The organism is Salinibacterium sp. GXW1014, from assembly GCF_044769865.1.
GTDB lineage: Bacteria > Actinomycetota > Actinomycetes > Actinomycetales > Microbacteriaceae > Homoserinimonas.
In genome coordinates this window covers 489,425-516,090 of sequence record NZ_JBIZWA010000002.1, presented here as the reverse complement: position 1 = coordinate 516,090, position 26,666 = coordinate 489,425, and the positions used below count along the sequence as shown (strand labels likewise).

General features: G+C 63.7%; 21 protein-coding genes. 7 read left to right on the top strand and 14 right to left on the bottom strand.

The genetic code is table 11. The features are described from left to right. Positions 1-10: 10 nt before the first annotated feature. Positions 11-3,085 (top strand): type I restriction endonuclease subunit R, encoded by a 3,075-nt coding sequence (locus ACIQK7_RS12215; protein WP_403025219.1) that lies wholly within the window; start codon positions 11-13, stop codon positions 3,083-3,085. Here ACIQK7_RS12215 and ACIQK7_RS12210 read toward each other — a convergent pair. After that, complete coding sequence (locus ACIQK7_RS12210) at positions 2,976-4,151, bottom strand: metallophosphoesterase (protein ID WP_403025216.1); 1,176 nt, start codon at positions 4,149-4,151, stop codon at positions 2,976-2,978. The two genes, ACIQK7_RS12215 and ACIQK7_RS12210, sit on opposite strands and share 110 nt — an antisense overlap. Positions 4,152-4,528: 377 nt before the next feature. Here ACIQK7_RS12210 and ACIQK7_RS12205 point away from each other — a divergent pair, with 377 nt between their 5' ends. From ACIQK7_RS12205 to ACIQK7_RS12195, 3 genes are all read left to right on the top strand, one after another. Continuing rightward, positions 4,529-5,620: a hypothetical protein gene (locus tag ACIQK7_RS12205; protein WP_403025213.1), complete on the top strand. Its 1,092-nt coding sequence runs from the start codon at positions 4,529-4,531 to the stop codon at positions 5,618-5,620. Between the two features lie 328 nt (positions 5,621-5,948). Then, positions 5,949-6,461: a hypothetical protein gene (locus ACIQK7_RS12200; RefSeq protein ID WP_403025210.1), complete on the top strand. Its 513-nt coding sequence runs from the start codon at positions 5,949-5,951 to the stop codon at positions 6,459-6,461. Positions 6,462-6,749: 288 nt separating this feature from the next. Continuing rightward, complete coding sequence (locus tag ACIQK7_RS12195; protein WP_403025207.1) at positions 6,750-7,628, top strand: hypothetical protein; 879 nt, start codon at positions 6,750-6,752, stop codon at positions 7,626-7,628. A gap of 43 nt (positions 7,629-7,671) precedes the next feature. Here the strand turns inward: ACIQK7_RS12195 and ACIQK7_RS12190 are convergent, their stop codons facing one another. The 3 genes from ACIQK7_RS12190 to ACIQK7_RS12180 form a co-directional block, all read right to left on the bottom strand. Next, positions 7,672-8,208, bottom strand: a complete 537-nt coding sequence (locus ACIQK7_RS12190) for a hypothetical protein (protein WP_403025204.1) — start codon at positions 8,206-8,208, stop codon at positions 7,672-7,674. A 351-nt stretch (positions 8,209-8,559) separates the two neighbouring features. Then, positions 8,560-9,024, bottom strand: a complete 465-nt coding sequence (locus ACIQK7_RS12185) for a hypothetical protein (protein ID WP_403025201.1) — start codon at positions 9,022-9,024, stop codon at positions 8,560-8,562. Continuing rightward, the gene (locus ACIQK7_RS12180) at positions 9,024-10,388 is read right to left on the bottom strand and encodes an AAA family ATPase (protein ID WP_403025198.1); all 1,365 of its coding nucleotides are present in this window, start codon (positions 10,386-10,388) and stop codon (positions 9,024-9,026) included. The genes ACIQK7_RS12185 and ACIQK7_RS12180 overlap by 1 nt, the downstream gene beginning before the upstream one ends. A gap of 304 nt (positions 10,389-10,692) precedes the next feature. On the opposite strand from ACIQK7_RS12180, the gene ACIQK7_RS12175 reads away from it, so the two are divergent. Then, positions 10,693-11,904: a hypothetical protein gene (locus ACIQK7_RS12175; RefSeq protein WP_403025195.1), complete on the top strand. Its 1,212-nt coding sequence runs from the start codon at positions 10,693-10,695 to the stop codon at positions 11,902-11,904. A 369-nt stretch (positions 11,905-12,273) separates the two neighbouring features. On the opposite strand, the gene ACIQK7_RS12170 is transcribed toward ACIQK7_RS12175, so the two are convergent. Next, positions 12,274-12,639 carry a DUF5655 domain-containing protein gene (locus tag ACIQK7_RS12170; protein ID WP_403025192.1) on the bottom strand — a complete coding sequence of 122 codons (366 nt, stop codon included), beginning with the start codon at positions 12,637-12,639 and terminating at the stop codon, positions 12,274-12,276. A gap of 77 nt (positions 12,640-12,716) precedes the next feature. On the opposite strand from ACIQK7_RS12170, the gene ACIQK7_RS12165 reads away from it, so the two are divergent. After that, the gene (locus tag ACIQK7_RS12165) at positions 12,717-13,535 is read left to right on the top strand and encodes a DUF1206 domain-containing protein (RefSeq protein WP_403025190.1); all 819 of its coding nucleotides are present in this window, start codon (positions 12,717-12,719) and stop codon (positions 13,533-13,535) included. A gap of 45 nt (positions 13,536-13,580) precedes the next feature. Here the strand turns inward: ACIQK7_RS12165 and ACIQK7_RS12160 are convergent, their stop codons facing one another. The 9 genes from ACIQK7_RS12160 to ACIQK7_RS12120 all read right to left on the bottom strand — a co-directional run bounded on the left by ACIQK7_RS12160 (position 13,581) and on the right by ACIQK7_RS12120 (position 23,768). Next, complete coding sequence (locus tag ACIQK7_RS12160) at positions 13,581-14,231, bottom strand: maleylpyruvate isomerase family mycothiol-dependent enzyme (RefSeq protein ID WP_403025187.1); 651 nt, start codon at positions 14,229-14,231, stop codon at positions 13,581-13,583. A 45-nt stretch (positions 14,232-14,276) separates the two neighbouring features. Further along, positions 14,277-15,287 (bottom strand): DUF808 domain-containing protein, encoded by a 1,011-nt coding sequence (locus ACIQK7_RS12155; protein WP_403025184.1) that lies wholly within the window; start codon positions 15,285-15,287, stop codon positions 14,277-14,279. Beyond that, on the bottom strand, positions 15,284-15,574 hold the full coding sequence (locus tag ACIQK7_RS12150) for a hypothetical protein (protein ID WP_403025181.1): 291 nt from the start codon (positions 15,572-15,574) through the stop codon (positions 15,284-15,286). The genes ACIQK7_RS12155 and ACIQK7_RS12150 overlap by 4 nt, the downstream gene beginning before the upstream one ends. A 203-nt stretch (positions 15,575-15,777) precedes the next feature. Then, a complete protein-coding gene (locus ACIQK7_RS12145; RefSeq protein WP_403025178.1) occupies positions 15,778-16,920 on the bottom strand; it encodes a GGDEF domain-containing protein in 1,143 nt (380 codons plus the stop codon). A 132-nt stretch (positions 16,921-17,052) separates the two neighbouring features. Further along, positions 17,053-18,486 carry a diguanylate cyclase domain-containing protein gene (locus ACIQK7_RS12140; protein ID WP_403025175.1) on the bottom strand — a complete coding sequence of 478 codons (1,434 nt, stop codon included), beginning with the start codon at positions 18,484-18,486 and terminating at the stop codon, positions 17,053-17,055. Continuing rightward, positions 18,483-19,280, bottom strand: coding sequence for an alpha/beta fold hydrolase (locus ACIQK7_RS12135; RefSeq protein WP_403025703.1), 798 nt, complete (start codon positions 19,278-19,280; stop codon positions 18,483-18,485). The genes ACIQK7_RS12140 and ACIQK7_RS12135 overlap by 4 nt, the downstream gene beginning before the upstream one ends. Positions 19,281-19,347: 67 nt before the next feature. Beyond that, positions 19,348-20,940 (bottom strand): bifunctional phosphatase PAP2/diacylglycerol kinase family protein, encoded by a 1,593-nt coding sequence (locus ACIQK7_RS12130; protein ID WP_403025172.1) that lies wholly within the window; start codon positions 20,938-20,940, stop codon positions 19,348-19,350. A 63-nt stretch (positions 20,941-21,003) separates the two neighbouring features. Next, positions 21,004-22,137, bottom strand: a complete 1,134-nt coding sequence (locus ACIQK7_RS12125) for a glutathione-independent formaldehyde dehydrogenase (protein ID WP_403025169.1) — start codon at positions 22,135-22,137, stop codon at positions 21,004-21,006. A 191-nt stretch (positions 22,138-22,328) separates the two neighbouring features. After that, positions 22,329-23,768, bottom strand: coding sequence for an LLM class flavin-dependent oxidoreductase (locus tag ACIQK7_RS12120; protein ID WP_403025166.1), 1,440 nt, complete (start codon positions 23,766-23,768; stop codon positions 22,329-22,331). A 176-nt stretch (positions 23,769-23,944) separates the two neighbouring features. On the opposite strand from ACIQK7_RS12120, the gene ACIQK7_RS12115 reads away from it, so the two are divergent. Beyond that, positions 23,945-26,650 (top strand): cation-translocating P-type ATPase, encoded by a 2,706-nt coding sequence (locus tag ACIQK7_RS12115; protein WP_403025163.1) that lies wholly within the window; start codon positions 23,945-23,947, stop codon positions 26,648-26,650. Positions 26,651-26,666 lie beyond the last annotated feature (16 nt).

Genomic DNA, 26,666 nt, shown 5'->3' with positions numbered 1-26,666 from the left:
GGGGAAACCAGTGGCGATTCATCATGAGGACGCGTTCGAGACCGAGCTTTGTGAGCATTTGGCGGCGCACGGGTGGGAGTACTCCCCCGATGACCTCGGCTACGACCGCGAGCGAGGCCTGTTCGAGGACGACATCATCGGCTGGTTGCAGGATACGCAGCCGGAGCAGCTGGCGAAGATCGTCAAGCCCGAAGCATCCGAAGTCTCCCAAGCGCAGGGGCGCAAGCAGATCCTCGACCGGATCGTGCAGGTGCTCGCCACCGACACCATGAACGGCGGCGGCACCCTCGCCGCGCTCAAAACTCCAATCGGCGTGCTGAATGCGAAGTTCTCGCTGTTCCAGGCGCGGCCGGCGACGACGTTGAATGCGGTGACGGTGGAGCGGTTCCGGATGAACCGGGTGCGGGTGATGCGGCAGGTCGAGTACTCGACCAAGAACGGCAACCGGCTCGACCTGGCTCTGTTTGTCAACGGCATCCCTGTCGCCACGATCGAGCTGAAGACCGACCTCACCCAGAACCTGCAGGCCGGGCTCAAGCAGTACGCGACCGACCGTCGCCCCGACGGTGAACCTCTGCTCTCGTTTGGGCGTGGGGCGCTCGTGCACTTCGTGGTCACCAACGAAGAAGTGCACATGACCACGAAGCTCGACGGAGCGAACACGCGGTTCTTGCCGTTCAACCGGGGCAAGGGCAACGGTGCCGGCAACGCCCCGATCCCCGGCACGAGCCCGACGGCGTACTTCTGGCAGGAGATCCTGGAGCGGGAGACCTGGCTGGACATCATCGGCCGGTTCCTGCACTACCGGTTCGAGGAGAAGACCGACCCGATCGACGGGAAGAAGACCTACACGCGGTCGCTTCGGTTCCCCCGGTACCACCAGTGGCGGGCCGTTACCAAGCTGGAGAAGGCCGTCCTCGACGAGGGGCCCGGACACAATTACCTGATCCAGCACTCTGCCGGATCAGGCAAGACCGACTCAATTGCGTGGACCGCGCACCGGATGGCGCAGCTCCACAAACCCGACGGCACCAAGATGTTCGACGGCGTCATTGTCGTCTCCGACCGGCAAGTCCTCGATGGGCAACTGCAGCGCGCGGTCGAGCAGCTGGAGACCACCTCCGGTGTGTTCGAGCCGATCACGCGGGGTGGGGATGCGTCGAAGTCGAAGCAGCTCGCCGCCGCCCTGCTGGCAGGGCGGCAGATCATCGGTGTGACTCTGCAGACCTTCCCGCACGCGCTCATCGAGATCGAGAACAACGCTGGGCTGGCGGGGCGCAAGTATGCCGTCATCGCCGACGAGGCCCACTCATCCCAGACAGGTGAGGCTGCGGCATCCCTCAAGCAAGTTCTCACCGCCGGCACCTCAGACGGCGACGAGACGGTGGATGCCGAGGATGTGCTGGCCGACATGATGGCCCGCAAGGTCGGTGTCGGCACGGTGTCGTTCTTCGCCTTCACCGCCACTCCGAAGGGTAAGACGGTCGAGCTGTTCGGGCGCGAGAACGAGCAGGGGGTGAAGAAGGAGTTCGACCTGTACTCGATGAAGCAGGCCATCGAGGAGGGCTTCATCCTGGACGTGCTGAAGAACTACATCACCTACGACCTCGCCTTCAGCATCGCCCACACCGCCGGGGGCACCGACGTGGAAGTTGACACCACGAAGGCGAACACTGAGCTGATGCGGTGGGTGCGGCTGCACCCGACGAACATCGCGCAGAAGGTTGCGGTGATCGTGGAGCACTTCCGCGCGAACGTGCGCACCGAGCTCGGCGGCCGCGCCAAAGCCATGGTGGTCACCGGGTCTCGTAAGGAGGCTGTGCGGTACAAGGTCGCTATCGACAAGTACCTGAAAGACAACAAGCTCGACGGGCAGCTGGGCGCTCTCGTCGCGTTCTCTGGCACCGTCACTGACCCGGAATCCGGTGCGGAGGAGCACACCGAGACGAGCATGAACCCGGGACTGAAGGGACGCTCGCTGGAGGCGGCGTTCGGCGGGGATGAGTTCCAGGTGCTGATCGTCGCCAGCAAATTTCAGACGGGCTTCGACCAGCCGCTGCTGGTGGGCATGTATGTGGACAAGAAGCTCTCCGGCATCACCGCCGTGCAGACCCTCTCCCGCCTGAACCGGGTCATCCCCGGCAAGGAGAACACCTACATCCTCGACTTCGTCAACGACCCCGACGAGATCCTCACTGCCTTCCAGACCTACTACGAGGATGCGGACCTGACGAAGCCGTCCGACCCGAACATCATCCACACCATGCTGTCGAAGCTGCGCAGCATGAACATCATCGACAACCACGACGTCGACGGGGTCGTGGACGCGTGGCTGAATAAGACCAGCCACAACGCCCTCTACTCCCACATCAAGGCCTCCCGCGACGTGTTCTGGACGCGCTGGAACGACGCCGTCGAAGCATCCGACGACCTGGAGGTCGGGCGGCTGGAGGAGTTCCGCGGCACCGTCAACTCGTTCGTGAGGGCGTATGACTTCCTGTCGCAGATCCTCGACTACGGCGACACCGACATCGAGAAGTGGGCAATCTTCCTGCGCGTCTACCGCCGCGTCATCGAACGGCAGGATGCTGACTCGCGGGTGATCAACACGGACGAGGTGGTGCTCACCCACTACCGGCTGCGCAAGCTCGACGCCCGCAACCTCGGCCTCACCCCGGGCAAGTCCGGTGAGCTGACCGGCATCACCGAAGCCGGCTCGGGTCAGCCGCGCGAGGTGAAGTACGGGCTGCTGCAGGACGTGATCGACAAGATCAACGACCTCTTCTCCGGCACTGGCGTGAGCGAGACCGACGGCATCGCCGTCACGGAGACGATCATGCGGCACGTGGTGGAGAACGAGAAGATTCAGGCCGAGGCGATGGCCAACACCCCTGTGGACTTCGAAACCTCCCCCACCATCGAGAGCGAGCTCGAAGACGTCATCTACGCATCCGCTACCGGTCACAATGACGGCATCAAGGCGCTGCTGCAGATGGAGAATCTCGGGCCGCTGGTGAAGGTGCTCGTCGCGATGGGGCTGTACGAGAAGTCACGGGATGAGGCGGAGCGGAACGCGAGTTCCTAGGTACCCGGGCGATGCGTTCCACGTCACTAGCGTCCTGCCGGTGGTCTGCCGTGGGATCGTGTCGGCGGGTGTCCGTCCATGACAGTGGTAGTCCTACCCGGCAGAGAAGAAGTTCAAGGAGTTGAGGCGCTGGGTTGCCGTCGTTGGCCTCGGGTGTTTGCTCAATGGTGCGAGCGTCTAGATCGAGCATGTGGGTGCCCTCTGCCGTGGTCACGTGCCACCGGCCAGATTCGCGCCCCGTTAGGGACGTGACGGGGCGCTCTCGTCTTGTGAGGTATTCGAGGCTGAGGCCCTCGACGTCCATGATGGCGAACGAGACCGCATCTCCCCCGCGGTTCATGTCGAGAATCACCGTGCGGCACCGGGACCGGTCCTCGCCTGCGAGGAAGTCGACCGTTTGGTCGACGTGGAGATGGTAGTGACCGCCGAGGTATAGGTGGGGGCGCACCTGAGTGAACCCGCGGTGAAACACACGTCGTCCGGCGTCGGCGTAGACAAGACCACTCTCGGACCAGAGATGCTCGGTCGCGGCGAGGTGACGGTCAAGCGCAGGCAAGTCCAGCGGTGCATCATGACCGATCATCACGTCCGCAGGATCCGCCCCCAGGCTGGCGAGATCGTCGTCCGTGATCGATTCCTGGGGCCACCACGAACGGCCAGCGATGCGGCTGTCAGCGTCGATGGAATTCGCGCCTCCGAGGGCGGCCAGGGTGCGCCCGGAGGACAGCGTCATTCGGGTTCCTCTCGGGATGTGAATGACCTTCTGGCGGAGGGTCCTCAGGCCGTCGTCGCCGAGAGGGAACTTGTAAAGGGCATCGAAGTCTTCGTGGTTGCCGTCTATGAAGTACAGGGTCTGGCCTCGCACTGACAGTCTGCGGTTGATCTTGTCCAGCTCGGCTGACCAGTTCCGCCCGGGCCAAACCATGCCGAAGTCGCCGAGTACGACAAGCACCTGTACGCCGTGGTTCCACATGATGTTCATGGCGGCCAAGAGATGCTGCATGTCCCCGTGGACGTCGCCGATGAACCCGATCAGGCGCGCTCCACGGATCGCGGAATCGCTCATGCCCTCTCCGGTTGAAGTCACGACGAGTTCGCCTGTCGACGATGCTGCCGCGGAGCCGCGATTCGTAGATGAGCACATAGCCTGAGGTCCTTCGGAGCGCGATTCGGGTCGAGCGACCATATCCGCCGACGACGTCTCGAAGTTCTCGCTGTAGACGACAGTTTGCGGATGAGCGTCGCCGTTCGGGCCTCATCTGCTCGATAGGCTCCGGAGCATGCGCGACACGAAACAGTCCAAGACCATCGGAGAACATGCCAACCTAGTGCGAGGCCCGGCGCGCTCCGAGCGAATCGCTGCCAGACTGACTGCGGACAGGCGCATCGGGGGCTGCAAGCTCCTCGCCTGTTGACCCCTTGGACTGGAACGGAGACTACGCAATGGCGGTAGAGATGGGGCTGTGGCGGGCAGAGGGCGACAAGCTGGTCAGGATCGTGCCCACTGCGATTGGTTTGGAGTCGCAGCTGGAGAGCTACATCGAATCCGACTCTGCGATGCTCGGCACGACTCTTCTTATTGTCGGCAGGCAGGTGCCCACGGCCCACGGCGGCTACATTGATCTGCTCGCTCTTGACGAGACCGCAGCAGTACACGTTATAGAACTCAAGCGTGACAAGACGCCGCGGGAAGTGACGGCTCAGACGCTCGACTACGGATCGTGGGTCGCAACACTGGGCCGCGCCGAAATCCACGCGATCTACGATCTCTACAGTCCGGGTACTGCTCTTGAAGAGGCCTTCGCTGAACGGTTCAACGAAACCTTGCCGGAAGAAGTCAACGCTGCTCAGGTCTTCACGATCGTCGCCGCGAGCGTCGATCCCGCCACCGAGCGAATCGTTCGATTCCTGAACGAAGACTTCGGGGTGCCCATCAACGTCGTCTTCTTCCGTCATTTCATCGACAACGGAGCTTCTTATCTCGCTCGTACTTGGCTGGTCGAGAATGACGGCCAGACAGCGACAACGAACGCGATCTCATCCCGCAAGACAAAGACGCGCGAGCCATGGAACGGCTCTGATTGGTATGTGTCCTTTGGTGACAATCCCGGCGGCCGCCAGTGGGTCGATGCGATGAAGCACGGATTCGTTTCTGCCGGCGGTGGAGAGTGGTTCTCACGGACGCTGAAGAACCTCCAACCCGGTGCCCGAATCTTCGCGTGCATACCGAAGATCGGATACGTTGGGGTTGGAACGGTCACCGGAGGAGCCCAACGCTTCGATGAGACTGCCGTCACGATCGACGGCGCCGCAGCCCTTCTCAAGGATCTGAACCTTGTCGGCAACTATCGCCACGATGGCGATGAGGATGACAACTTGGCGGAATGGGCGGTCCCTGTCGAATGGACATACACCGTGCCGAAGGAGCAAGGGTTCTGGAAGACCGGAATGTTTGCCAACCAGAACACCGTGGCAAAGCTCCGTCAGCAGTTCACCATCGAGCAAGTCTCGGCAGCGTTCGGGCTCGACGACTAGGCGGTGCAACCGGGTGCCATTGGTGGTCCACAAGGACGCCGTGTGACAGGCTCGCGGAACAGAGGCCAACTATCCGGATATTCCGGGCAGTTGCTCGCGAAGACTCCGGTCTGCGGTGGGAACCCGCATGCGGGGCCGACAACCAACAAGTGATCCTTGTGGATTGCTGACGTGGCAGCGCAGGTGGGCAACGAGACGAACACGGTAGGAATCCTTCCGGGTTGGTGGTCGGTCTCGGCTCCCCCGCACTCAACAACCCGTCATTCCTGCGGGCTCGTCGTCATCCCAGGTCTCGCCGCAAGCGGCGAAACGTCGATATCGTCCTCCCATGCCTTTCATCGATTCCAGTAGTGCTGCCGAGGAGCATGTCTTCGCTGCGTATGGCAGGGCGATGCATGGTGCGCAGGCGCTCGAACACTGGCTCCGGATCCTGGTACAAGTGCATCGGGTGGCAACGAAGCACTTCGCCTCTCACGAGGAACTGGAGCCAGCCTTCGACGCACTGTCAACTTCGACGATGGGGACGGTGTTCGCTGCTCTTCGGTCGATTGAACGCAACCCGCCTCTTGAGGAGAAGCTCACGTTTGCAGTTGCGGAGCGCAATCGCCTCGCGCATCAGTTCTTCGGGCAGTGGGCGGATGTGTGGGTGGGTCTAGAGACTGAGATTCGCATGATCGAGGACGCCGATCGTGTCAGGAACCTATTCGAGGACACGGTGCAGGACCTTGTATCGATGATGAGCGACCACCTCAACACGATCGGGTCGAACCCGGACGAATACATCCCCGGCCTGGCCCAGCGGATCAGCGATGTGGCCGGCGACGGTCAGCTGCTGGTGTGAGCTCCGGAAGGCGCGTGACTGAGTCCACGCTGATAACAGCACATATGCCAGCAGCACCGAGAGGCCTGGTTCAACGGTGAGGGGACTTACTTCATCCAATTGGCGCTCGAACGGGCATTCGGTTAATTCACTGCTTACACCTCGGCCATCGACCTGCGACCTGCGACCTGCCGTCATGAAGCGGAGCCTGGTTTGCGCCCCGTGCCCCTATGCTTCGTATGCTTCGTATGCTTCGTATGCTTCGTATGCTTCGTATGCTCTAAAAGCCTAAAGAAATGGGGCCGTATCGTGGGCACGTCGTTCTACTCCGACCGTGTGAATGGCAGCGTTGCACGTGAGCATGAGACGCTCCCGAGTGCAACCGCTGAGGGGCTGAAGTCGCTTGTACAGCGACGCATCGACTCGAACTGGCTGGCGAAAGAGTTCCCCTCATTCTGCCCTGACGGCGCAGGCATCACGGGTACCAATCATCACGACATAGGGCCGGACCTCTCGGCGCTCGTGCCTGGTGTGGAATGGCCGCTGTGGGATGGTGTAGTCACAGACGAAACCTTGTTTGACGTGGTCGAGTATGTTGCTCAGCGAGTCGCCAAACCCACAGATGGTCCATATCACTCGTTCTTCAAGCATTACGAGCTCAACTTTGATGAGACGGCGGGACGAGCAGAGTTTCGCGAGGATGTCAACGTCCGTCTGAAGCGCGGGGGCACAGTTTTTGAGATGTCTGAGCAGATGCAGATTCAGCGTGTTGGAACACCTGAAGTGCAGGCCGCTCTTCGCCAACTGCGGCCGGCATCTGGCGATTCCACGCTCGACTCCCTAATCGAAACTGCGCGCGAACTTTACGTCTCCCGTAGCGTCGCGGACAGAGCGACAGCCATAGAGAAGCTCTGGGACGGCTTTGAGCGATTGAAGACCATTGACGATCCAACCGACAAGAAGCGCAGCGTCACCAGGTTGCTCGGCCACATTGCCGACGCGGCGTTCCGCGACGTGCTCGCAGAAGAAATGACTTTCCTGACCAAGGTGGGCAACAGCTTTCAGATTCGTCACCACGAAGTCGGAAAGCACCCCATTCCTTCAGGCTCGCAGGACTACTTCGCAGCGCGAATGTCGAACTTGATCGTTACTTTGCTCGCTCAGAGCGGCCGACTCGGCGTCGCTTGACCTTTTGGGTCGAACACCTCCCTCGAATCTGCCGCTTCGTCGCCTACGTGAGTGGAGACCTTGAAATCTGCATCTCGTCTGCGTCGTCCCAACGCCAGTGGACGACGAGAGTGGAAGTTGCCGGGTCAGCTGCCGACCGGGCGTAGTAAACATGCACTGAATCCCCCGGCTCAAATCTCGCAGGTACCGGATTGGGTTCAAAGTGCACCAGATACGGTTGTCGCTCGACCTCAATGGACACGTCCGCAACGGCACCCTCTCCGCCGTGCACCAACACGACCGCCGTCCCGGTTCGACGGGAGCCACCAGATCGAAGCTGCCAGGGATCCGGCCGCACCTTGGCCGCGGCCAGGTGGGCTGCTGCCTGCGCCTCCATCACCTCGGCAATGCGGCCGCTGTTTGTAGCGGAGGCCTTCTGCGCTTGCACCGCTGCGTCCCTGGCAGCGACAGCGGAGCTTTCAGCTGCCACCGCATCCCGTCGTGCGTCCGTTGCTGTCTTCGCCTGAACAAACGCGAAGGCCGCGGCCGCGATGGCGGAGGCAGTCGCCAAGAACGAGATCCATAGTTCTGCAGCTTCCATGTCTCAAACGTATCTACAGGCGGATGTTCGTACTTGCACGAGGACGCTTGGTGTGCCGGAGAAAGGAAACCTTGCGGGCCATCGAACCGTTGTCTGCGACCGACCGCTCGCAGTTCGCGACTTCGTGGAGTTCGCGGCTAAGTGGGATATGGCCACCTCCCGGGGCCTCGACCGCGCTCGTCAAGAAATGCGAGCGCGGCTGTTGACTCGATTGCCGTCCTCGAACGCGGCTGCCGCAGCAGAGGCGAGTGGCGTGGCGCGGTTGCGCTGCCGCGCGGACACTCAAAGCGTTGTTGGCATCGCACCGGCGTTCTGGAGACCGAAGCACCGATCGCCCGATTACTTCAAGTTTCAGTTGTGCGCACTTAGTGCCCCATCGAGCGTCCAGAGTTCTGCTGAGATTTGTGCCCGCGCTCTGTACTGTTCACGCTCGGTGAGGATGCAAAGGTCCCCAGCGCCGACCTTGTTTTGTGCGTGTTGTACATAGTCAGTGCCGGTACTGGCCCCGTCGAGAAGTTGTTCCAGGAACTCACGATTCCACGCGACATCATGGAGAACCCAAGGCGCCTGCCCGGCACAGATTAGTCGCAGGAGAGCGTCAAACTTGCTGGCGGTAGTTCGTCGTTCCGCACCGCTTGACAGCTGCCCGATGAAGTTACCAGTCTCGATCACTGCGGTTATGGGCAAGATAAACATCTCCCCCTCGGCCAGACGATGCTTCATCTGTTCTCGAACTTCATCTTCGTCCTGATTCCTGCCCGGAACTGGAACGAGGTTGCAAAGGATCGACGTGTCGATGAAGACGACGGAGGCCACTAGCGGAGCCCCAACAGGCGCTCGAACTCGGCGAAGTCCGTACCCTGCTCCGTAGCGTCCACGAGTTTGCCAGACGTGATTGCAGACCCGAGCGTGCCCTCTGCTAGCGCCGTTGCGTAGCCGGGGAGCTCGGTTAGAGGTGAAAGCCTGCTGCGACCGGTGTCGCTGTCGCGATGACAAACCATGACGTTCTCATTGAGTACCCCCTCGGCCGCGTCGAGCAGTGCAGGGCTGTGCGTGGTGAGCAGAACGCTCGTGCCACTCCTGTCGCTACTTGAGCGAACGAGATCGAGAACTCGCTTCGCTTGAGATGGATGCAACCCATTCTCCAGCTCCTCAAGCACTATGAGGACCGCACCCTCAGGGTCCCTAGCTGCGCTGGATGAAGAAACTAGGGCCTTGTCGATGTCCAATCCATGCTGCGACGACAACAGCGCCGTTGCGATTCCTAGGAAGCGGAGTAAACCGTCGCTCATCTGCCGTGCGGGCGTTCTCTCCAGGGCGTCTGTCGGAAGTCCGCGAGATTCATTCAGCGCCAGCATCACATCGCCCAAGTCCGACGACACGAAGCTGATCCCCTCTACGCGATCGTCCGCTATCTGTCGGACAAGAGTTGTGAGATGAGCGAAAGCTTCTTCATCAGTTCGCTGAAGATTCCGGAGGGCTGACGAGAGGTTCTCTCCGGTGCGCCGTAGCTCGACGTCGCGGCCGGGTACAAAATCCCGCATCAGGTGCGGGACGGGGTCGAAGTGGAATACGCCACGCAGTGCCAGTAGGACTGAGTCTGTGCCCTCCAGCACTGACAGTTCAGCGGCGTCTGCGCCGGCGAGAGCGAGCGGAACCTGACTGATGAGCAGACGACTGTCGCGGAACCTATGAACAGGGTTCACACCGCGTTTTCCGTTATGCACCTCCGCTTCGATTCCGGTGCCCGGGGCTCCTGGCGGGCGGCTCTCCAGAAGGGGTCCGTTCGTTACGTTTCCGCTGCTAACGGCGACGCCAGGCCCATATAAGGTCTCGGACACGATTCTGAGGTCCGGCCTCACTTCAACGACGACGTCATACCTGAAGACGTTGTCACCGTGCGCAACTGTGCAACCAAGGGAAAACTCGTTCGTCCCGTGCGGTGCGCACCCGTCCGATCCACCCCTGACCGCGCCGCCTTCTCTCCGACGCCCATCCAGTGCATCCGCCAGGTCTTCGCCTTCCGCCAGTCGAGCAAGTACTTCCAGGCCATCGAGCGCGTTGGATTTTCCGGAGCTGTTCCTTCCAGTCAAAATAGTCACGCCGCCGAGTGGCAGGACAGCTTTGTGGAATGACTTGAACGCGTTCAGGCGCAGTTCTACTATCCGCGAAGGCAACATAACTGGATGCTAGCTGATGCGGAGTGCGCGGCGGCAGACACGTTGTGGGCCGGAATCTCTAGCAAGGAAAACCAACCGAGTGCAATGACGTCGCTCCTCTGAGGCGCTGGTGTGCACACGTCATTCCCCCGAGGCCAGCCGACCCGTCCGCGATGCCGATGTGCTTCGGAAGCATCGGATCACGCGCGGGAACAGTCTGTGATTCTTTGTCCCTTCAGGCGAAGACGGTACTGCCTCGCGTTGCTTCAGTTGCTCCGCGCATTGCGTAGCGGCAGCCTTGCCCTGGAACTGCTTTCATTAGCGTATGGCCAACAAACAATCTGCTTCCGCGGAAAGGTTCCTCATTGAGCCGCTCAGCTACAGGCAGACCGCAGAAGCTGCCATCGCGCCCGCCGCTGCGCTCATCTTGGTAGGGATCGGTCTGCCTATCTTGGTCAAGTTGAATCTTGACCAGCAGAGTGCATTGGAAACGCTGGTTCAGGGTGGAGAAACCCTCGCGAACCAACTGGGCTGGATATTTCCGGTCATCATCGCTGCGTTGCTGGGCTTCCTCGCTGCCGCAGTGACTGGCAACAGCCACCACTCCGACCCTGCTGAAGCTGATCGACTCCGACGCGTTCTCGGGGGTACCGGTTTAATACTAGGTACTGCTGGCCTTTTGATCGCCGCATACGTGGCGATCTACGCAGCCACGTCAGAGGACTGGGCGCTGCTCATACCTCTGATTCCGGCAGTGGTCCTGATTGGCTTTCTCGCACTTTTCATAGGCCGGTACGTCGCCTTCAGTCATGATGAGCAGCTCCGCGCGCTGACTGCAGCAGTGACCCTCCGAGATGAGCGGATAAGAACTTTAGGAAAGCGTTCTAGACGGCCGTGGTGGTTCGCCATACTGACTAGTTCGGGAACGATCGCACTGGTAGCAGCGGGTGTCGCAGTGTTGCTGAGGGGCGAGAGTTCGCCAGCGCACTTCCTGATCACGTCCGTATTGGGCTTCATCGCCAATCTGTTCGTTCTCTCTTTCGGCTGGATGGTTCTTGTCGCCACCTACGTCGATGCGACAAAAACACGCGTGATGGCGTGGGCTCCTGCACTCGGGTTCTACTTGATCGTCGCGGGGTCCGCTGCCAGCGCATTGTTCTTGAGCCAAGGAATGTGGGCTGGACTTTGGGGCATCGGTTTGGTCGCCGGGTGCCTTCTGACGCTACTTCTTCCGCGCTCACTTCAGGGCCACTGGCTGCTCAATACGACCGTCAATGGCTCGGCTGCGGCAACAGCCCACAGAAGGCTTGCAGAGCAGCAGGTCATCGATCTTGATCGCCTCAGGAAGTTGCGTTTGAGCATGGAACAAGCGGACCCTGAAGACTGGCTCAGACGAAGCATGGTTGCGCTGGTCCATTGGTCTAAAAGGAAGGGATCTTCCAGTAGTCCAGTCTCCCCCACTCCTGGCCGCTCCACGGTTGCCAAAGTCACGGTGCGACCACGCCGACTTCGCGGGTCAAAGCTCACAAACCCTTAGCGTCGTTGACCGTTTCCGCCAGCGGCCGGGACAGTCTTTTACAAGCGAGGGCGGACCTCGGCGCTCACGCATGATGTCCGTTTTGAGCCCCATTCCCGCCCAGCGGCAAATCGGAATGGAAGCTCGCGAATGAACTACATCTTTGGCATCGGCGCTGCTCATGGAATTTGAACCGTTATTGCATGGAATGCTGCTCGACTCTCGCTTTGCACTCCCCTGCAGGCACAGGGCCGGATGAATTGTCCGAACCTCCCACGAAACGAAATCCCCGAGCTGAGGCTCGGGGATTTCGTGGTTATAGCGCCGTTCTGGCGCTTCTGTTAGTCGCAGAGCAGACGCTTCAGCTGGCGAGTCTTATGCGGCTTCGGCCTATGCTTCGCGGAGCCAGTTGAGAACTTCGTCATCGATATGTTCCACGGTGCGCAGTTCAAGGTGATGAGTGAACCTCCCCGGTCGGGGTTCGACCACCTCTTTCCAGCGGGGTGACTCGTCTCGACGATCCAAACTGATCGTGAGGACAAGCGGGGCAATCTCTCCGCGCAGGTATTGGGCGGGCATCCATACCGCGGCGAAGCCGCGACGGCGCCGGAACGCTACCTGGCTCTTCGACACTCGCACGTCGGCGGGGCCAGTCGACGCGATCGCCGACCGCACCGCTTCGAAGATCTGGCGCGAGCGCGGGTCACAGCCTGCGAAATACTGCTCGATCGGGCTCTGATCGCCACGCGCGTTCATTCCTGAACCCTAGGCGCAGGCACGCGGGAACAAAAGAACAGGCGCACCGCACTCATGGACCGGCCTATGGTGAAGCGATGGCTTCCTCTTCTCCGTCCGCAGCATCCGCTCGTTCCACTGCGTCACGGCTGCAGCACAACCGTGCGTTCCGGTTCGCTGCGCGCAGCGGGTTCGCGGTCAACGGGCTGCTCCACCTGCTCATCGGGGGAATCGCGATAAGTGTCGCCTTTGGCTCAGGCGGGGACGCCGACCAGGGTGGTGCGTTGAGCGGGCTCGCCTCGACCCCCGGTGGCGGCATCCTGCTCTGGGTCGTCGGGGTGGGGCTGTTCGCGCTGGGGCTGTTCCAAGTGCTCGAGGCGTTTCTCATTCGCGGCACCAACAAGGATGGCTGGGCCGACCGAGCCAAGGAAGGTGGCAAGGCAATCGCGTACCTCGCCATCGGGTTCTCCGCGGCCAGTGTTGCGATGGGCGGTGGAGGCGACAGCTCGAGCGACACGCGGAGCATCACGGCAACGCTGCTCTCGGCGCCCGGTGGTGTCTTCATCGTCGTGCTTCTCGGGCTCGGAGTGCTCGCCGTTGGCGTGTATTTCATCGTGAAGGGTGCGAAGACGAAGTTCCTGCAGGACATCTCCGCCCCCGACGGCAAGACCGGAAATACGCTCACAATGCTCGGTCGCATCGGTTACATCGCCAAGGGCGTCGCGATCTCCGTCGTCGGCATCCTCTTCGGCGTCGCAGCGACCACCTCCGACCCGAGCGAAGCCACCGGGCTCGACGGAGCGCTCAAGGCCCTCGTCGAACTCCCGCTGGGCCCGGCGATCCTGACGGTCGTCGCCCTCGGCCTCATGGCATATGGCGTGTACTGCTTCGCCCGTGCGAAGTACGCGCGGCTCTAGGCAGCGGAGAACCGGACGCGTGCATCCGACAAACGCCACCTGCCATTAGCCGTGTGGGGCCAGCTGCCTCATGAATGCCTCTGCCCCGTCGCCCCCGATCTCGTCTCTGCTGATAGGGCGTCCTGAGACGGCGAGCAGCAGGGTCAGTGTCGACGCCCTGACCTCGGGGCCCGTGCCCGCAATGACGTGCGAATCGGATGCCGCGAGTCGCCAACCGGCAGCTCGTTCCCTGCCGCCGCCGAAGGCTACCGGCGTCTTGAGCTGGTGTTCCAGCGCCGTGACGACGTGCTCGACCGGGTACTGGCGGTGCAGCCCGAGGGGGCGCCGGATGTCCTCACCATGCACTATTGCCTCGACGAGTCGGGTCGCCGGTGCTGCTGGGGGCGTCTTCGTCTCACGCGCCACCCGTCGAAACTCATCCAGCGTCTCGGCTGGCGTCGCGGCACGCTCGCGAGAAATTCCTCTCGCGTTGTCGCGGTCGAAGTCTCCCCGGGCCGCCAGCATGCCGAGAACGAAGCCCCACCGGCTCGTCTTTGCGGTGCTCACCAGGTGGGCCAGAACGTCATGGACATCCCAACCCGGGCACAGCGAGGGCGTGGACCAGTGCTCTGGCCGGCCGCCGGTCAGGTCGTCGATCAGCGCCAGGCGCTCGGCATGCACGGCAGGCCACACTTCGGTCCAGTCTTTGGAAGGCACGAAGCCACTAGACCATGAGCGCTGGCGGCGTCGCTAGACCGTGCGTCAGTCGCCCTGTTTCGTCGGCCGGTAGCCAGCGATGGCGGCGCGAACGTCGCCCTCCTCGTGGCCGCCCTTCTTCTTTCCGAACGGCAGCGCCTTCAGGAGCGGGTGCACGACCGCAAACACGGCAAGTCCCCACACGAGCCCGAGGATCGCTGAGCACAGGGTGTCCACGAGCCAGACCAGGAAGCCGCCGACCACTGGGATGCCGACGAAGGGTGTCTCGAGAAGATGCACCACGTCATAGGGCAGGTGCCAACCGAGGTCGTAGACGCCCTGGAGCATGATGTGACCGCCAACCCAGAGCATTGCTACCGTCCCGACGAGGGTGATTGCGCCCAGCACGGCGGGCATGCCCTTGACGAGCATCCGCCCGAAGCGCTGGGTGCCCTCCGACTCCTTCGTGGTGAGGTGCAGGCCGATGTCGTCCATCTTGACGATGAGCGCGACGGCGCCGTAGACGAGGACCGTGATCGCGATCGCGACGACAACCAGGATCGCCGCCCGAACCCATATGGACTCGTCGGCAACCTCGTTCATCGAGATCACCATGATCTCGCACGACAGGATGAAGTCGGTCGTGATAGCGCCCTTCGTCACCTTCGCTTCCGCCTCGGGACCCCGCTCGACCGCTGGCGCCTCCTTCGCCGCAGAGTGGCCTCGAAGCTTGTGCCACACCTTCTCGGCCCCCTCGTAACAGAGGTAGGTGCCGCCCAGCATGAGGATGAACGGGATTGCCCAAGGGAGGAAGGCGCTGACAAGGAGCAGCGCCGGCAGGATGATCAGCAGCTTGTTGCGGAGCGAGCCCCAGAAGATCTTCTTGATCATCGGCAGTTCACGGGACGGATGCGACCCAGACACGTACTGCGGCGTGACGGCGGCATCATCGATCACTACGCCTGCCGCTTTCGCCCCAGCCTTGGCCGCTCCGGCGGCGACATCGTCGAGAGAAGCGGCCGCAATGCGGGCCAGCGCCGCAATGTCGTCAAGGAGGGCGACGAGACCGCCGCTCACAGTGCAACTCTGCGAAGATCGGGGGCGGACGGCCGGGCGGGGGTGCCCCGAGTGATTGCCATATTCGCAGTATATGCAGACCGGCGACAGATCAGGATCGGCCCTAGTGTATGAACGTTGTCTGAATTGTCGGTGTTGTTCGACAGCAGATCGTTGTCCGAGTTGTCGGTGTTGTTCGACAGGAAATCGTTGTCCGAGTTGTCGTTGTGCGAATCGACGTCGGAGTAGTCGGCGTTGCTCGTATTGGTCTGAACCCCGAGAACGTTGAGGTTGTCGTCTGCGGCCATGATGATGTTTCCCTTGCTCGTCGGTGTGTGCCGTAAGTGGCGTTGCAACGAGTGTGGAACCTGGCCGGAGCGGAGACATCGGGGCACATCCCGACAAAACCCGATTTCTTGGCGGGGATGGGGACGGCACCGCCCCGGGGTGGTAGGGGGTCGCTCCTAGCGGCACGGCCGGGAAATCCTCGAACCGCGGGCGACGCGGAGAACTAGGTTGCAGGTGTCGGGCCGGCCCGCTCCACACGGTCGCGCCCCAGCGACTTTGCCGCGTAGAGCGCAGCATCGGCAGCCGCAATGGCGTGCTCGAAGTCGAAGCTTTGCTGGTTCAGCACGGCTACACCGCAGCTCACCGTGGGCCAGAGCTGCAGTTCGGCCGGTTTCGCGTCGCGGAGACGGCGGCTGATCTCGCTCGCCACGCGTTCGGCCTGGTCGAATGACGCGCCTGGAAGCAGGATGACGAACTCATCACCCCCGTACCGACCCACGAGGTCCGAGTCTCGAACGCTGGCGACGCAGGCCGCGGCGAAGGCTTGGAGCGCCCGGTCGCCCACCTGGTGACCATAGGTGTCGTTGATGGCCTTGTATCCGTCCAGGTCCGCGAGGATGAGCGCCGCGCCGCTTCCCCGAGATCGCCGGGTCTCTGCCTGTTCGAGGAAGCCGGCACGATTCAAGACGCCCGTGAGGCCATCACGGGACGCCTTCGTGCGCAGTCGGCTCGCTACCTGCTCATGGCTGAGCGTGGTGATAGAGAACGCACCGAAAATGAAGAACGCGGTGACGACGACCGTCGTGACCTCGCTTCCGAAGACGAACTGGAACACTGTGCCATCCGGTCCATCGATCATGAATGCGATACAGCGTGCCAGATAGAACAGGGAGAAGAGTCCGGCAGCGCCGGCGAGGGGACGCACGCCTTGCCAGCTCTGTCGCTCAAGGCGGAGGAACTCGACGGCCGCGAGTCCGCTGTAGAGGGCCACGAGGGCGAGGAACACTGCACCCCCTGGCCATACGTGCCTCCCAGGCGAGTCGAGCGCGGCAGCAGTGAGTGCCAACAAGGGACCTGGGATTGCGTGCCACGGCCCTACAGCGCGTTCGCCGAGTGAACGCGCACCGGCCCAGACGGCAACCGCGCCAGCGACGAGGAGGAAATTGCCCAGGGGATTCGCCCACAGCTGATGGTCCGTGCCGTTGAACAGGTACGCGGAAGAGCCGCTGAGGATGAAAAGCAGGGCAAGGCTCCACCGCAAGCTGTAGGGAGACCGAGTGGTCCTGTAGGTGACGAAGTAGATGTGTGTCAGCAGGACGAGTGCCACGACACCAAGGGCGATGCGCAGGGTCAGGATGTCCAACACTTCGGCGCCCCCAGCCTCCATTTACGACACGTAGGGCAAGAGTATTGGAGAGTCAGGTCCGATCCGCGCCCGTTCCGCTTGCTGTAGGCGGTTCGCTCACCCCGAGTTCTGGGGTAGACGGGTGGCGACGCCCTAGTCGACGGACGTCACCGCCGCCCGGTTGGTGCCCAGGGCCTGAGCCCGGTACACAGCCTCCCCCGCGCTGTCGAACAACGACTGCGCCGACGGGCGCGCCCCGACGCCGCGGTAGAGCGCGGCACCGATCGTGCTCGCAATCGCCGTGCTGCCATCTCCCGCACCGAGAGGCTGCTCGAGCGCTGCTCCGAGCGTGTCGACCAGCGACTCTATGCTTGCCGCGTCCGTACCCTTGCAGACCACCACGAACTCGTTCGTGTTCGTGCGCCCCACCAGGTCGGCATCAGGCACAGCGATGCTGATCCGTCCGCCAACCTCCGACAGCGCATCTTCCGCTGCGACGCGTCCGAAGGTGTTGCTGATCTCCTTGAACCCATCAACGACGACCGCCACGATGGCCATCGGCTTCGAGTTCGATTGCGCCTCGTCTATCGCCTCGTTCGTGCGAGCCACGACGACACGTCGGGTGGGAAGTCCCGTCACGTCGTCATACAGCGCGAGCCGCTCCAGCACTGCCTCGGCGCGGAGTCGCGCAAGCACCTCGGCCGCCTGCCGGGCCAGGGTGAGCCCCAGGTCTTCATCCTGTGACTCGAAGCGCCGGGCCCGGCGGAACGACAGCACGAGTGCGCCGAACCGCTTCTGGGGTTCCGCGATGGGAACGACGACGACCGTTTCGACTCTCGCGCTGCGCATCGACTCACGGAGGCTCGCCGGGTGGTTCGCGTCGGCATCCGTTTCGCTCACCGAGACGACGCACTCGCCCGCCATGGACGTCTCGATCGGCCCGCCTGCCTCAAGCAGCGTGGCCGCGAGCGGTGAATTGCCAGCGGCAAGCGCCAGCGTGCCCGACTCATCCGCCAAGTAGACACTGGCATCCGGTGCCGTGAACGCGTCACGGGCGCACTCGGCGAGCTCGCTCGCGAGCTGCTCCTCAGTGTCAGCGGAACTGAAGCGCTCGGATGCGCCGTACAGCACCTGCAGTCGCGACTCGGATGCCTCGGCCGCCCGTCGAGCCTCGAGGAGCTCCCGCTCGTACTCCTTGCGGCCGCTGTAAGGGAAAACGGCGGCGCGGATCGCCGTGGGACGCCCCTGCACACCATCGATCACGACACCGTTGACGAGCACAGGACGCTCCTCGCCCGACGCGGTCTGGAGTGTGAGGGCGACCTCCTGGGCCTCGCCCTGGAGATGCAGCACGGGGATGTAGCGCGACTCGTAGAAGAGCTGTCCTCCGGGTGTCAAGATCGACAGCACCTGCGCGCCGAGAAGCTGCTCGCGGCTGCGCCCACTCATCGAGACGAAGGTCTCATTGACCCGCACAATCACGCCATCGATGGTCGTGGAGAAGAACCCACACGGCGCATGCTCATAGAGGTCTTCGAGTGATGCTTCGATGTCGTTGCTCCTCGAGGCGGCCGGGGCGTCGCTCATCGCAGGAACCCCAGGATCGCTTCACTCAGCTCGGCAGGGTTTGACAGGTTGGGGATGTGGCCGGTGGCGCTCAGGTTCACGAAGGTGCTGTCACGGATGTGTTCGTGCACGTAGCGTCCCGCCGAGGCAGGGGCAATGAGGTCGTCGCTGCACTGCAGCACGAGGGTGGGTACGCTCACCTCGGCGAGGTCGCGCCGGTTGTCTGACAGGAACGTGACCCGCGCGAAGTGCCGCGCGATCTCCGGGTCCGTGCTGCAGAAGTTGCCGGTCAGTTCCTCCCCAAGCTCGGGTCGGTCAGGGTTGCCCATGATCGCGGGGGCCATCGCCGACGACCATCCCAGATAGTTCGCATCCAGGTCGTCGAGCAGCGCCATGATGTCGGCCTCCTCGAAGCCACCGACATAGCCGCCGTCGTTGATGTAGCGGGCCGACGGCCCCACCAGCACGAGGGTGCCGACACGGGACGGATCGCGGTTGGCCGCCAGCACGCCGATCATCGAGCTGACCGAGTGGCCGACGAAGATGGCGTCCTTCGCGTCCAGATCTTCGAGGATCTCGATCACGTCATCGGCATAGCCGTCAAGCGAGTCATACTTCGCTCGGTCGTATGCCGAGAGATCGGATGCGCCCGCCCCGGTCAGATCGAAGAGCACGACCCGGTAGTCCTCAAGGAATGCTGGCGCCACATGACGCCACACATCTTGATTGCAGCCGAAGCCGTGGGAGAAAAGGATGGTTCGCCCGTTCGGATTGCCGCTGATATTCACGTTGTTGCGCCGGGCCACCGTGGAAATCTGCGCTGATTGAGACGACACAATCCCCACGCTACGGTACAAGTGAGCAGAACGCTCCCACAGCTCGTCAGCTCGTTGCGGGCAGCCCCGAACTGTAGACGCTGAGCCCTCTTGGAACGATCGAGACAACCGCCCTCGCATCGTCATCCGCGTGAGGCCCCGCACTCGTCGACACCTCGCCGTCGTGCCCGAATTCGACATCCCCGTCCCCGCGCCGGTGGACGGCGATGGCCACGCGCTCGGCCGTGAAGGATTCGATCGTCGCGAGCTTGGCACGCAGCGGCACCGTGTCGAGAAGAGCGGATGCGCGCTGGCCAAACGCAAGCGCGACGAGGCCGCGAACCCGTGGCATGCGTCCGATGGCGTGCAGCACGCGCACGTCGAGGGTCGCATCGTCGAGGCTGCGCCGTTGCAGGGGCACCATCGACGCCGAGGAGTTCTCTCCCGCCGCGACCGCGACCGACCAGACGCGGGCCCGCCGGCCGTCGATGGTCACGTCGATCGTCTCGGCGCGAGCCAGCACCCTGAACGCCGCAATGACCGCCGCAACCGGTTTGTCGAGGCGTGACTGCATCGTCTCCCGCTCCGCGACGAAGGCCGGGTAGATACCGACGGATGCCACGTTGAGCACGGTGAAGGGAGGGTCGTCGTCGAGCACCAGCTCCGCGACATCCACTCGCCGTCCCGATCCCACGCGCAATGCATCGATGCCCGACTGGACGTCGGGGACACCCGCCGTGCGCGCGAAGTGGTTGAAGGTGCCGCCCGGAAACACGGCCAAGGGAAGCCCCGCGTGGCGCGCAACCTCGGCCGCGGCCGAGACGGAACCGTCGCCGCCACACACCCCGAGCACGCGCGGCGGCGCCGGTGACGAGAGGGCCTTTCGCACCAGTGCGGCGAGGTCATCGCCTTCTTCGAGGGCATGGATGACAGCTCCCGGCAGCGCCTCGCCGATCACCTCGAGCGGGTCGGGCCGGAGCGGGTCGATGCCCGACGAAGGATTCACAAGGATGAAGGCTCCCGTGCCGTCAGGGAGTGCCGGCAGGGGCACGGAGGGCGCGGACGGCTGCGGCTCCTCACGGGGGTGAGCTGGCACGAGCATCTGCCCGATGACAGCGACCGCCGCCCCCAGGGATGCACCGCCGATCACATCGGAGAACCAGTGGGCGCCCACATGGAGTCTCGAATAGGCGACCGCCGCCGCGAGGGGTGCGACGGCGGCCCCCGAGCGGCGCGATTCCAGCGCGACCCCGGTCGCGAATGCCGCCGCCGACGCCGAGTGTCCGGAAGGGAAGGACCCCGATGTCGGTGTCTTCTTGAGTCGACGCGGCAACGGCACATCCTTCAGCAGAGGGCGGTCGCCACCGAAGATGCGCTTGCCGACCAGGTTTGCAAGCGCGCTGCCCACGACGATGGATGCCCCGCCCCGCACTGCCGCTCGGCGCCGAGCGCCGCCCGAGACGTAGAGGACCAGGGCGATCACGAACCAGAGCCGGCTGCGGTGAGCGCTGCGTGACAGTCGCGCGAGGCCACGGTCGAGTTCGGGAAGGTGTCGGTGCCCGTTGATGGCACGCGAGACCCGGGCATCCATTCGCCGCACCCAGCGCGGCATGACCCGGAAGCGGCGAAGCGAGGCGAGCGGATGCAGGGGGCGGCTCATGCGCACAGGGTAGGCCTGAGCAGGCCAGCGCCACAGGTGCTGGCCTGCCAAGGTCCGAACCCGTCAGGGATGCAGGAGCACCTTCGTCCAGCCGTCCTCGCGACTGTCGAAGTTCTTATAGGCGCCAGGGGCTTCCTCAAGCGAGAGTTCGAGGGAGACGATCTGGGAGGGGGTGGCCCTGCCCTGGATGATGAGGTCGCGAAGATAGCGGTTGTACTTCTTCACGGGGCACTGGCCGCCGGCGATCGAGAGGCCCTTCGTGAACGCCTCTCCGTAGTTGAAGGCGATGCGACCCTCCTTGGCGTTCTCCGTCGCCGCCCCCGGGTCCTCTGGTACGTACACGCCGACCACGCCGAGGCTGCCGGTCGCCCGCACGACCTTCACGAGGTTGTCGAGCACCATCTCGGGGTGCTCCTCCCCCGTCGCGTCGTGCGCCTGGTAGCCGACCGCCTCGACACCGCAGTCGGCTCCCATGCCGTCCGTGGCATCCATGACCACTTCTTCGACATCGGTCTTCGAGAAGTCGATCGCGGTCGCACCGAACTGCTCGGCAAGAGCCAGTCGGTCGGGTTCCTTGTCGACGACGAAGATCTGGGAGGCGCCACGGATGGCGGCACTGTGGGCCGCCATCAGGCCGACGGGTCCGGCGCCGAAGACCACGACGGACTTGCCGGGTGTGACCTGCGCCAGCTCCGTCGCGTGATAGCCCGTCGGAAAGATGTCGGAGAGCATCGTGAAGTCCCGCTCCCACTCGTCGCCGGAGGGAAGCGTGAGCAGGTTGAAGTCCGCCCACGGCACGCGGAGGAGCTCCGCCTGTCCGCCCCAGTACGGACCCATCATGGGGTAGCCGTAACCGGCGCCGGGCATCCCCGACGGGTTTGCGCGAAGGCACGCGGAGGTGTAGCCGTCGTTGCAGTTTCGACATGTTCCGCAGGCGAGGTTGAAGGGCACCGACACACGATCGCCGACCTTGACGCGGTCTACGCCGGGGCCGACCTCCTCGACGATTCCCATGTTCTCGTGCCCGATGACCATGCCCGCATCCATCTCGGCCCTGCCCTCGTAGGGGTGCAGGTCGGAGCCGCAGATGTTCGCCGTCGTGATGCGGATGATCGCGTCGCTCGGCGCCTCGATCCTCGGATCATCGACCGTCTCGACGCTCACGTCATACGGTCCGTTGAAGACGACAGCCCTCATGGTTCGTGCCCTTTCGCGGTAGTCGATCGTGCGGTGCTCCACACGGTAGGTCTGGCGCGAGGGACGGGTCAGTGCTGTTCGGGGGGTTCACGGGCAACTCTCCGGAGTAGCCGAGGCGCGCGACGACCGCGCCGCGACGAGCCCGAGTGTCAGTCGATGGAGGAAGCGCCAGGGAACGTAGCCCGGAGGGGCTACTCCGCCGTCGCCAGTGCTGCCGCCCGAACCTCGTCGGCTTCAGCCCAATTCCTCGGGCCGTTAGCGAAGGCCCCGCGGAATGCCGCCGCAGGGTGCCGCTCATTGAGGTGGGGCGTGCCGAAGAGTTTCTCGCGCAGCGTGCCCGGCGCGTAGTCGGTCTGGGCGAGGCCCCGCTCGCGGAGCACGGGGAGCACCTTCTCGGCGAACTCGACGAACGACCCGGGCAGCACCCAGTTGATGACATTGATGCCGTCGGCGCCCGCATCCTGCCACTCCTGCAGGTGGTCGGCGATCTGCTCGGGGGTGCCCACAATGCGATTCACGTTCGCTCGCTGGCGCACCAGGTCGCCGAGGGTGGGCTCCCGGTCGGGGAATGCGATGCGGGCCCAATCGATGAAACCTTTGGCCGTGTTGGTGTCCATCTCGCTCAGCAGCGTGTTCTCGTCGTAGACGCGACCGGTCTTGTCGACGAACGCCGAGTGGGCGAGGAACCCCTCGATGCTCACGTACTCGTCGTACTCGGCCCTCTTGGCCTCGGCCTCCTCCTCGGTGTCGCCGATGATGAAGCTGAGCCCGGGGAAGAACTTGATGTCCTCGGGCCTGCGGCCGTACTTGGTCGCCAGCTCGCGAGTGGCCGCGATCTGCTGCCTCGCGACCTCCGGACTCGGCGCGATGATGAACACCGCTTCCGCGTTCCGGGCAGCGAAATCGGCCCCCGCCTTCGACGACCCGGCCTGGAACAGCAGCGGGGTGCGCTGGCGCGACGGGGACGGCAGGTGCGGACCCTCCACCCGGTAGCGCGCACCCTCGTGGTAGATCTTGTGCACCTTCGACGGGTCGGCGTAGATGCCGGAGTCCTTGTCTTTGAGCAGCGCCCCTTCATCCCAGGAGCCCTCCCAGAGCTTGTACACGACATCGACATACTCGTCGGCCCAGCGGTACCGCTCCGCATGATCGGTCAGCTGCGGCAGACCGTAGTTTCGTGCGCCGTTGTCTTGTGTGCCGGTGACGATGTTCCAGGCGATGCGGCCATTCGAGATGTGGTCGAGGGTCGAGATCTGGCGCGCGAAGTTGAACGGATGATTCTGCACCACGTTCGAGGTGAGGGCGAGTCCGATGTGCTCGGTGACGACCGCGAGGGCTCCGAGCAGCACGGTGGGGTCATTGCTGGGAATCTGGAGGCCGTGCCGCACGTAGGTGTCGATGTCAGCATCCGCGTCGCCGTAGTGTCCTGAGACGTCGGCGAAGAACATTGCGTCGAACTTGGCGGCCTCGAGGGTGCGCGCCAGGTTGATCCACGTGTTGACGTCGTTGAACTCCGTCTGCCCGGCATCCGGCCTGCGCCACTGCCCGTGCTGGATGTGCGAGTTGGTGTTCATGACGAAGGCATTGAAGTGGAGGGGGCGGCGTGCCGCCGTCGAGCGTGTGTCAGTCATGATGGCCTCGTCTCTGCTTCGGATGCGTCCGCTATCGGACACCCGGGAGCCTAGGAGCGAGGCAGCCCCACTGTCGTGGGGCGCCGACCCATTTCGTAACCGCCCGACATGCGGCGAAACATTCTGGAAGTCACGCCCTCACCGCGGCACCATGGGCGGCAGTAGCGTTGAAAAGTATGGGAACTGCGCGCACGGAGGACGAAGCGACGGGCAGCGACATCGAATGGCACACGCAGGCTGAGGCTGCTGTCTTCGACGCGACACGGTCGGCGCCCGCGGGCCTGACGAATGCCGAAGCCCGGGCACGCCTCGACGAGCACGGCTTCAACGAACTCGCCTTCACGGCGGCGACCCCCTGGTGGCGCGTGTTGGCGCGACAGTTCGCCAGTCCCATCATCGGCATCCTTGCCGTCGCGGCCCTCATCACTCTCCTGCAGCGGCACTGGGTCGACGCGATCGCCATCCTGCTGGTGCTCGCCATCAACGCGGCCCTCGGCTTCACGCAGGAACGCAAGGCAGAAAAGGATGTGCGTGCCCTCCAGTCGATGACGACATCCAACTGCCGCGTGCTGCGAGATGGGCACGAGACCGTGATCGACACGAAGGAGGTCGTGCCCGGCGACGTGGTGCTGCTCGAGAGCGGGGAACGGGTGCCCGCAGACCTGCGAATCGTCGTCGCCAACGCTCTGCAGATCGATGAGTCGATGCTGACAGGAGAGTCATACACGGTCGCCAAGAACAGTGGTGTGGCGCCCGCGGACACACCGCGTCAGGACGCCGCCAACCTCGCCTATGCGGGCACCTTCGTCTCCAGCGGGCGCGGCCGTGGCATCGCCATCGAGACCGGCACTCGCACGACCCTCGGCCGAATCAACGAACTTGTTCAGCGGCCCTCCACCGTCACTCCCCTACAGGAGCTCACCCACACGCTGGAGCGGCGCATCGGACTCATTGTGCTGGCGGGCGTGGTCTTTGTGTTCATCGCCGGCCTTGTGCTCGGCAACGACCTCTCCACAATGTTCCGGACCGCGGTGGGGCTCGCCGTCGCAACCATCCCCGAATCCCTCCCCATAGTGCTGACGGTGGCGATGAGCTTCGGGGTTTCGCGCATGGCTCGCCGAAACGCCATCATCCGCACCCTGCCCTCCGTCGAGACGCTCGGGTCGACCAATGTGATCGGCTCCGACAAGACGGGCACGCTCACCCAGAACCGCCTCACAGTCGAACGTGTGTGGACCGTCGCCGGCGAGGTCGACCTGACCGCTCCTGGCGCACATACCGGCAATCCCGGGGCACTCGCGACCGAAGTGCTCCGGGTGGGGGCGCTCACGAATGAGGCGACACCATCCTCGGATACAGACGGCGAATACACGGGAGACGCGGTTGATGCCGCCATGGCGCGCATCGCCGTGCTGTGCGCCGCCGTGACCGAGCAGGAACGATCGAACCCGCCAGTTGCTCATCAGCCCTATGAACCCGAACTGCGATGTTCGCAGACAGTGCACCTCGACGCCGAGGGGCGACGCATCCTCTATGTCAAGGGATCGCCAGAGACGGTGCTCGACGCATCCATCGCCATGGCGACCCCTGGCGGCAGCGCGCCCATCGACCGCGAGCTCGTGCATGCGGCCAATGAACAGCTCGGACGCGAGGGCCTGCGCGTGATCGCGACGGGCTCCCGCGTGCTGGGTGCCGACGAGCAGGTGGCGACGCTGGATGCTCCCTCTGGCCTGACCTTTGTGGGGCTCGAAGGGCTCACCGACCCGCCCCGCGAGGGAGTCGCCGATTCGATCGAGGCGTGCCGACGCGCGGGCCTCAAGGTCATGATGATCACGGGAGACCACCCGGTGACCGCGATGGCGATCGCCCAAAGACTCGGCATGGATACGCGCAAGGCTGCCCTGACCGGCGTAGAGATGGGCACGCTCGACGACGATCTCCTCACGGCGCGACTGCGGCAGACCAGCGTCGCCGCACGCGTCTCGCCGCAAGACAAGCTCCGCATCGTCGAATGCCTGATGCGCGACGGCAATGTTGTCGCCGTCACAGGGGACGGCGTCAACGACGCACCGGCGCTGAAGGCCGCCTCGATCGGCGTCGCGATGGGCCGCTCCGGCACTGATGTCGCGAGGGAGGCTTCGGATGTGGTGCTCACCGACGACAACTTCGTCACCATCGTGAGCGCAGTCAAGGAGGGCCGAGTGACCTTCTCGGCCATCCGCAAGGCCACCTACTTCCTCCTTTCGACGGGGGCTGCAGCGCTTGTGGCGGTCGCTCTCAGCGTCTTCGCGGGCACACCACTGCTGTTCCTTCCCGTGCAGTTGCTCTGGGTCAACGTCGTCACCAACGGAGTGCAGGACATCGCGCTCGCCTACGAGCCCGGTGAGGGTGATGAACTCAACCGTCCCCCTCGCGACCCTCGCGAGGGTCTCCTCTCGCGCACGCTCTGGTTCCGGGCCGGCATCACCGGCCTCTGGATGGCGTTGTGGGTGCTGCTGGCCTTCATCGTGGCCCTCCGGCTCGACTACGACCTCGATCGCGCCCGAAGCCTCGCCCTCACGATGTTCGTCATGTTCAACTTCTTTCAGGTCTTCAGCTCGCGGGCCGAATACAAGTCCGTCTTCCAACTCAAGCTCCTTAACAACAAGCCGCTGTTCTTCACCTCCCTCGGTGCGCTCGCGGTGCACTGGGGCGCGATGACGTGGCCCGTCAGTGCCGGCATCCTTGGCGTCACCGCCCTCGGTCCGCTCGAATGGCTCGTCTGCATCGCAGCGGGGTCGACCGTGCTCGTGATCGTCGAGGCAGAGAAGGCGGTGCGGCGCTTCGCGCACCGCCGCGATACCGCCCCTCCCCCGCTTACGGGGCAGCCGAGCGTGCACTGAGGGTCGCGGGAATCGC

What these genes read in the sequence shown, in the direction of transcription:
- ACIQK7_RS12120 (WP_403025166.1), bottom strand. Translation starts at nt 23,768, where the DNA reads ATGACTGACACACGCTCGACGGCGGCACGCCGCCCCCTCCACTTCAAT.
- ACIQK7_RS12170 (WP_403025192.1), bottom strand. Translation starts at nt 12,639, where the DNA reads ATGAACGCGCGTGGCGATCAGAGCCCGATCGAGCAGTATTTCGCAGGC.
- ACIQK7_RS12210 (WP_403025216.1), bottom strand. Translation starts at nt 4,151, where the DNA reads ATGAGCGATTCCGCGATCCGTGGAGCGCGCCTGATCGGGTTCATCGGC.
- ACIQK7_RS12140 (WP_403025175.1), bottom strand. Translation starts at nt 18,486, where the DNA reads ATGAGCGACGCCCCGGCCGCCTCGAGGAGCAACGACATCGAAGCATCA.
- ACIQK7_RS12150 (WP_403025181.1), bottom strand. Translation starts at nt 15,574, where the DNA reads ATGGCCGCAGACGACAACCTCAACGTTCTCGGGGTTCAGACCAATACG.
- ACIQK7_RS12205 (WP_403025213.1), top strand. Translation starts at nt 4,529, where the DNA reads ATGGCGGTAGAGATGGGGCTGTGGCGGGCAGAGGGCGACAAGCTGGTC.
- ACIQK7_RS12165 (WP_403025190.1), top strand. Translation starts at nt 12,717, where the DNA reads ATGGCTTCCTCTTCTCCGTCCGCAGCATCCGCTCGTTCCACTGCGTCA.
- ACIQK7_RS12125 (WP_403025169.1), bottom strand. Translation starts at nt 22,137, where the DNA reads ATGAGGGCTGTCGTCTTCAACGGACCGTATGACGTGAGCGTCGAGACG.
- ACIQK7_RS12190 (WP_403025204.1), bottom strand. Translation starts at nt 8,208, where the DNA reads ATGGAAGCTGCAGAACTATGGATCTCGTTCTTGGCGACTGCCTCCGCC.
- ACIQK7_RS12200 (WP_403025210.1), top strand. Translation starts at nt 5,949, where the DNA reads ATGCCTTTCATCGATTCCAGTAGTGCTGCCGAGGAGCATGTCTTCGCT.
- ACIQK7_RS12180 (WP_403025198.1), bottom strand. Translation starts at nt 10,388, where the DNA reads ATGTTGCCTTCGCGGATAGTAGAACTGCGCCTGAACGCGTTCAAGTCA.
- ACIQK7_RS12130 (WP_403025172.1), bottom strand. Translation starts at nt 20,940, where the DNA reads ATGAGCCGCCCCCTGCATCCGCTCGCCTCGCTTCGCCGCTTCCGGGTC.
- ACIQK7_RS12175 (WP_403025195.1), top strand. Translation starts at nt 10,693, where the DNA reads ATGGCCAACAAACAATCTGCTTCCGCGGAAAGGTTCCTCATTGAGCCG.
- ACIQK7_RS12115 (WP_403025163.1), top strand. Translation starts at nt 23,945, where the DNA reads ATGGGAACTGCGCGCACGGAGGACGAAGCGACGGGCAGCGACATCGAA.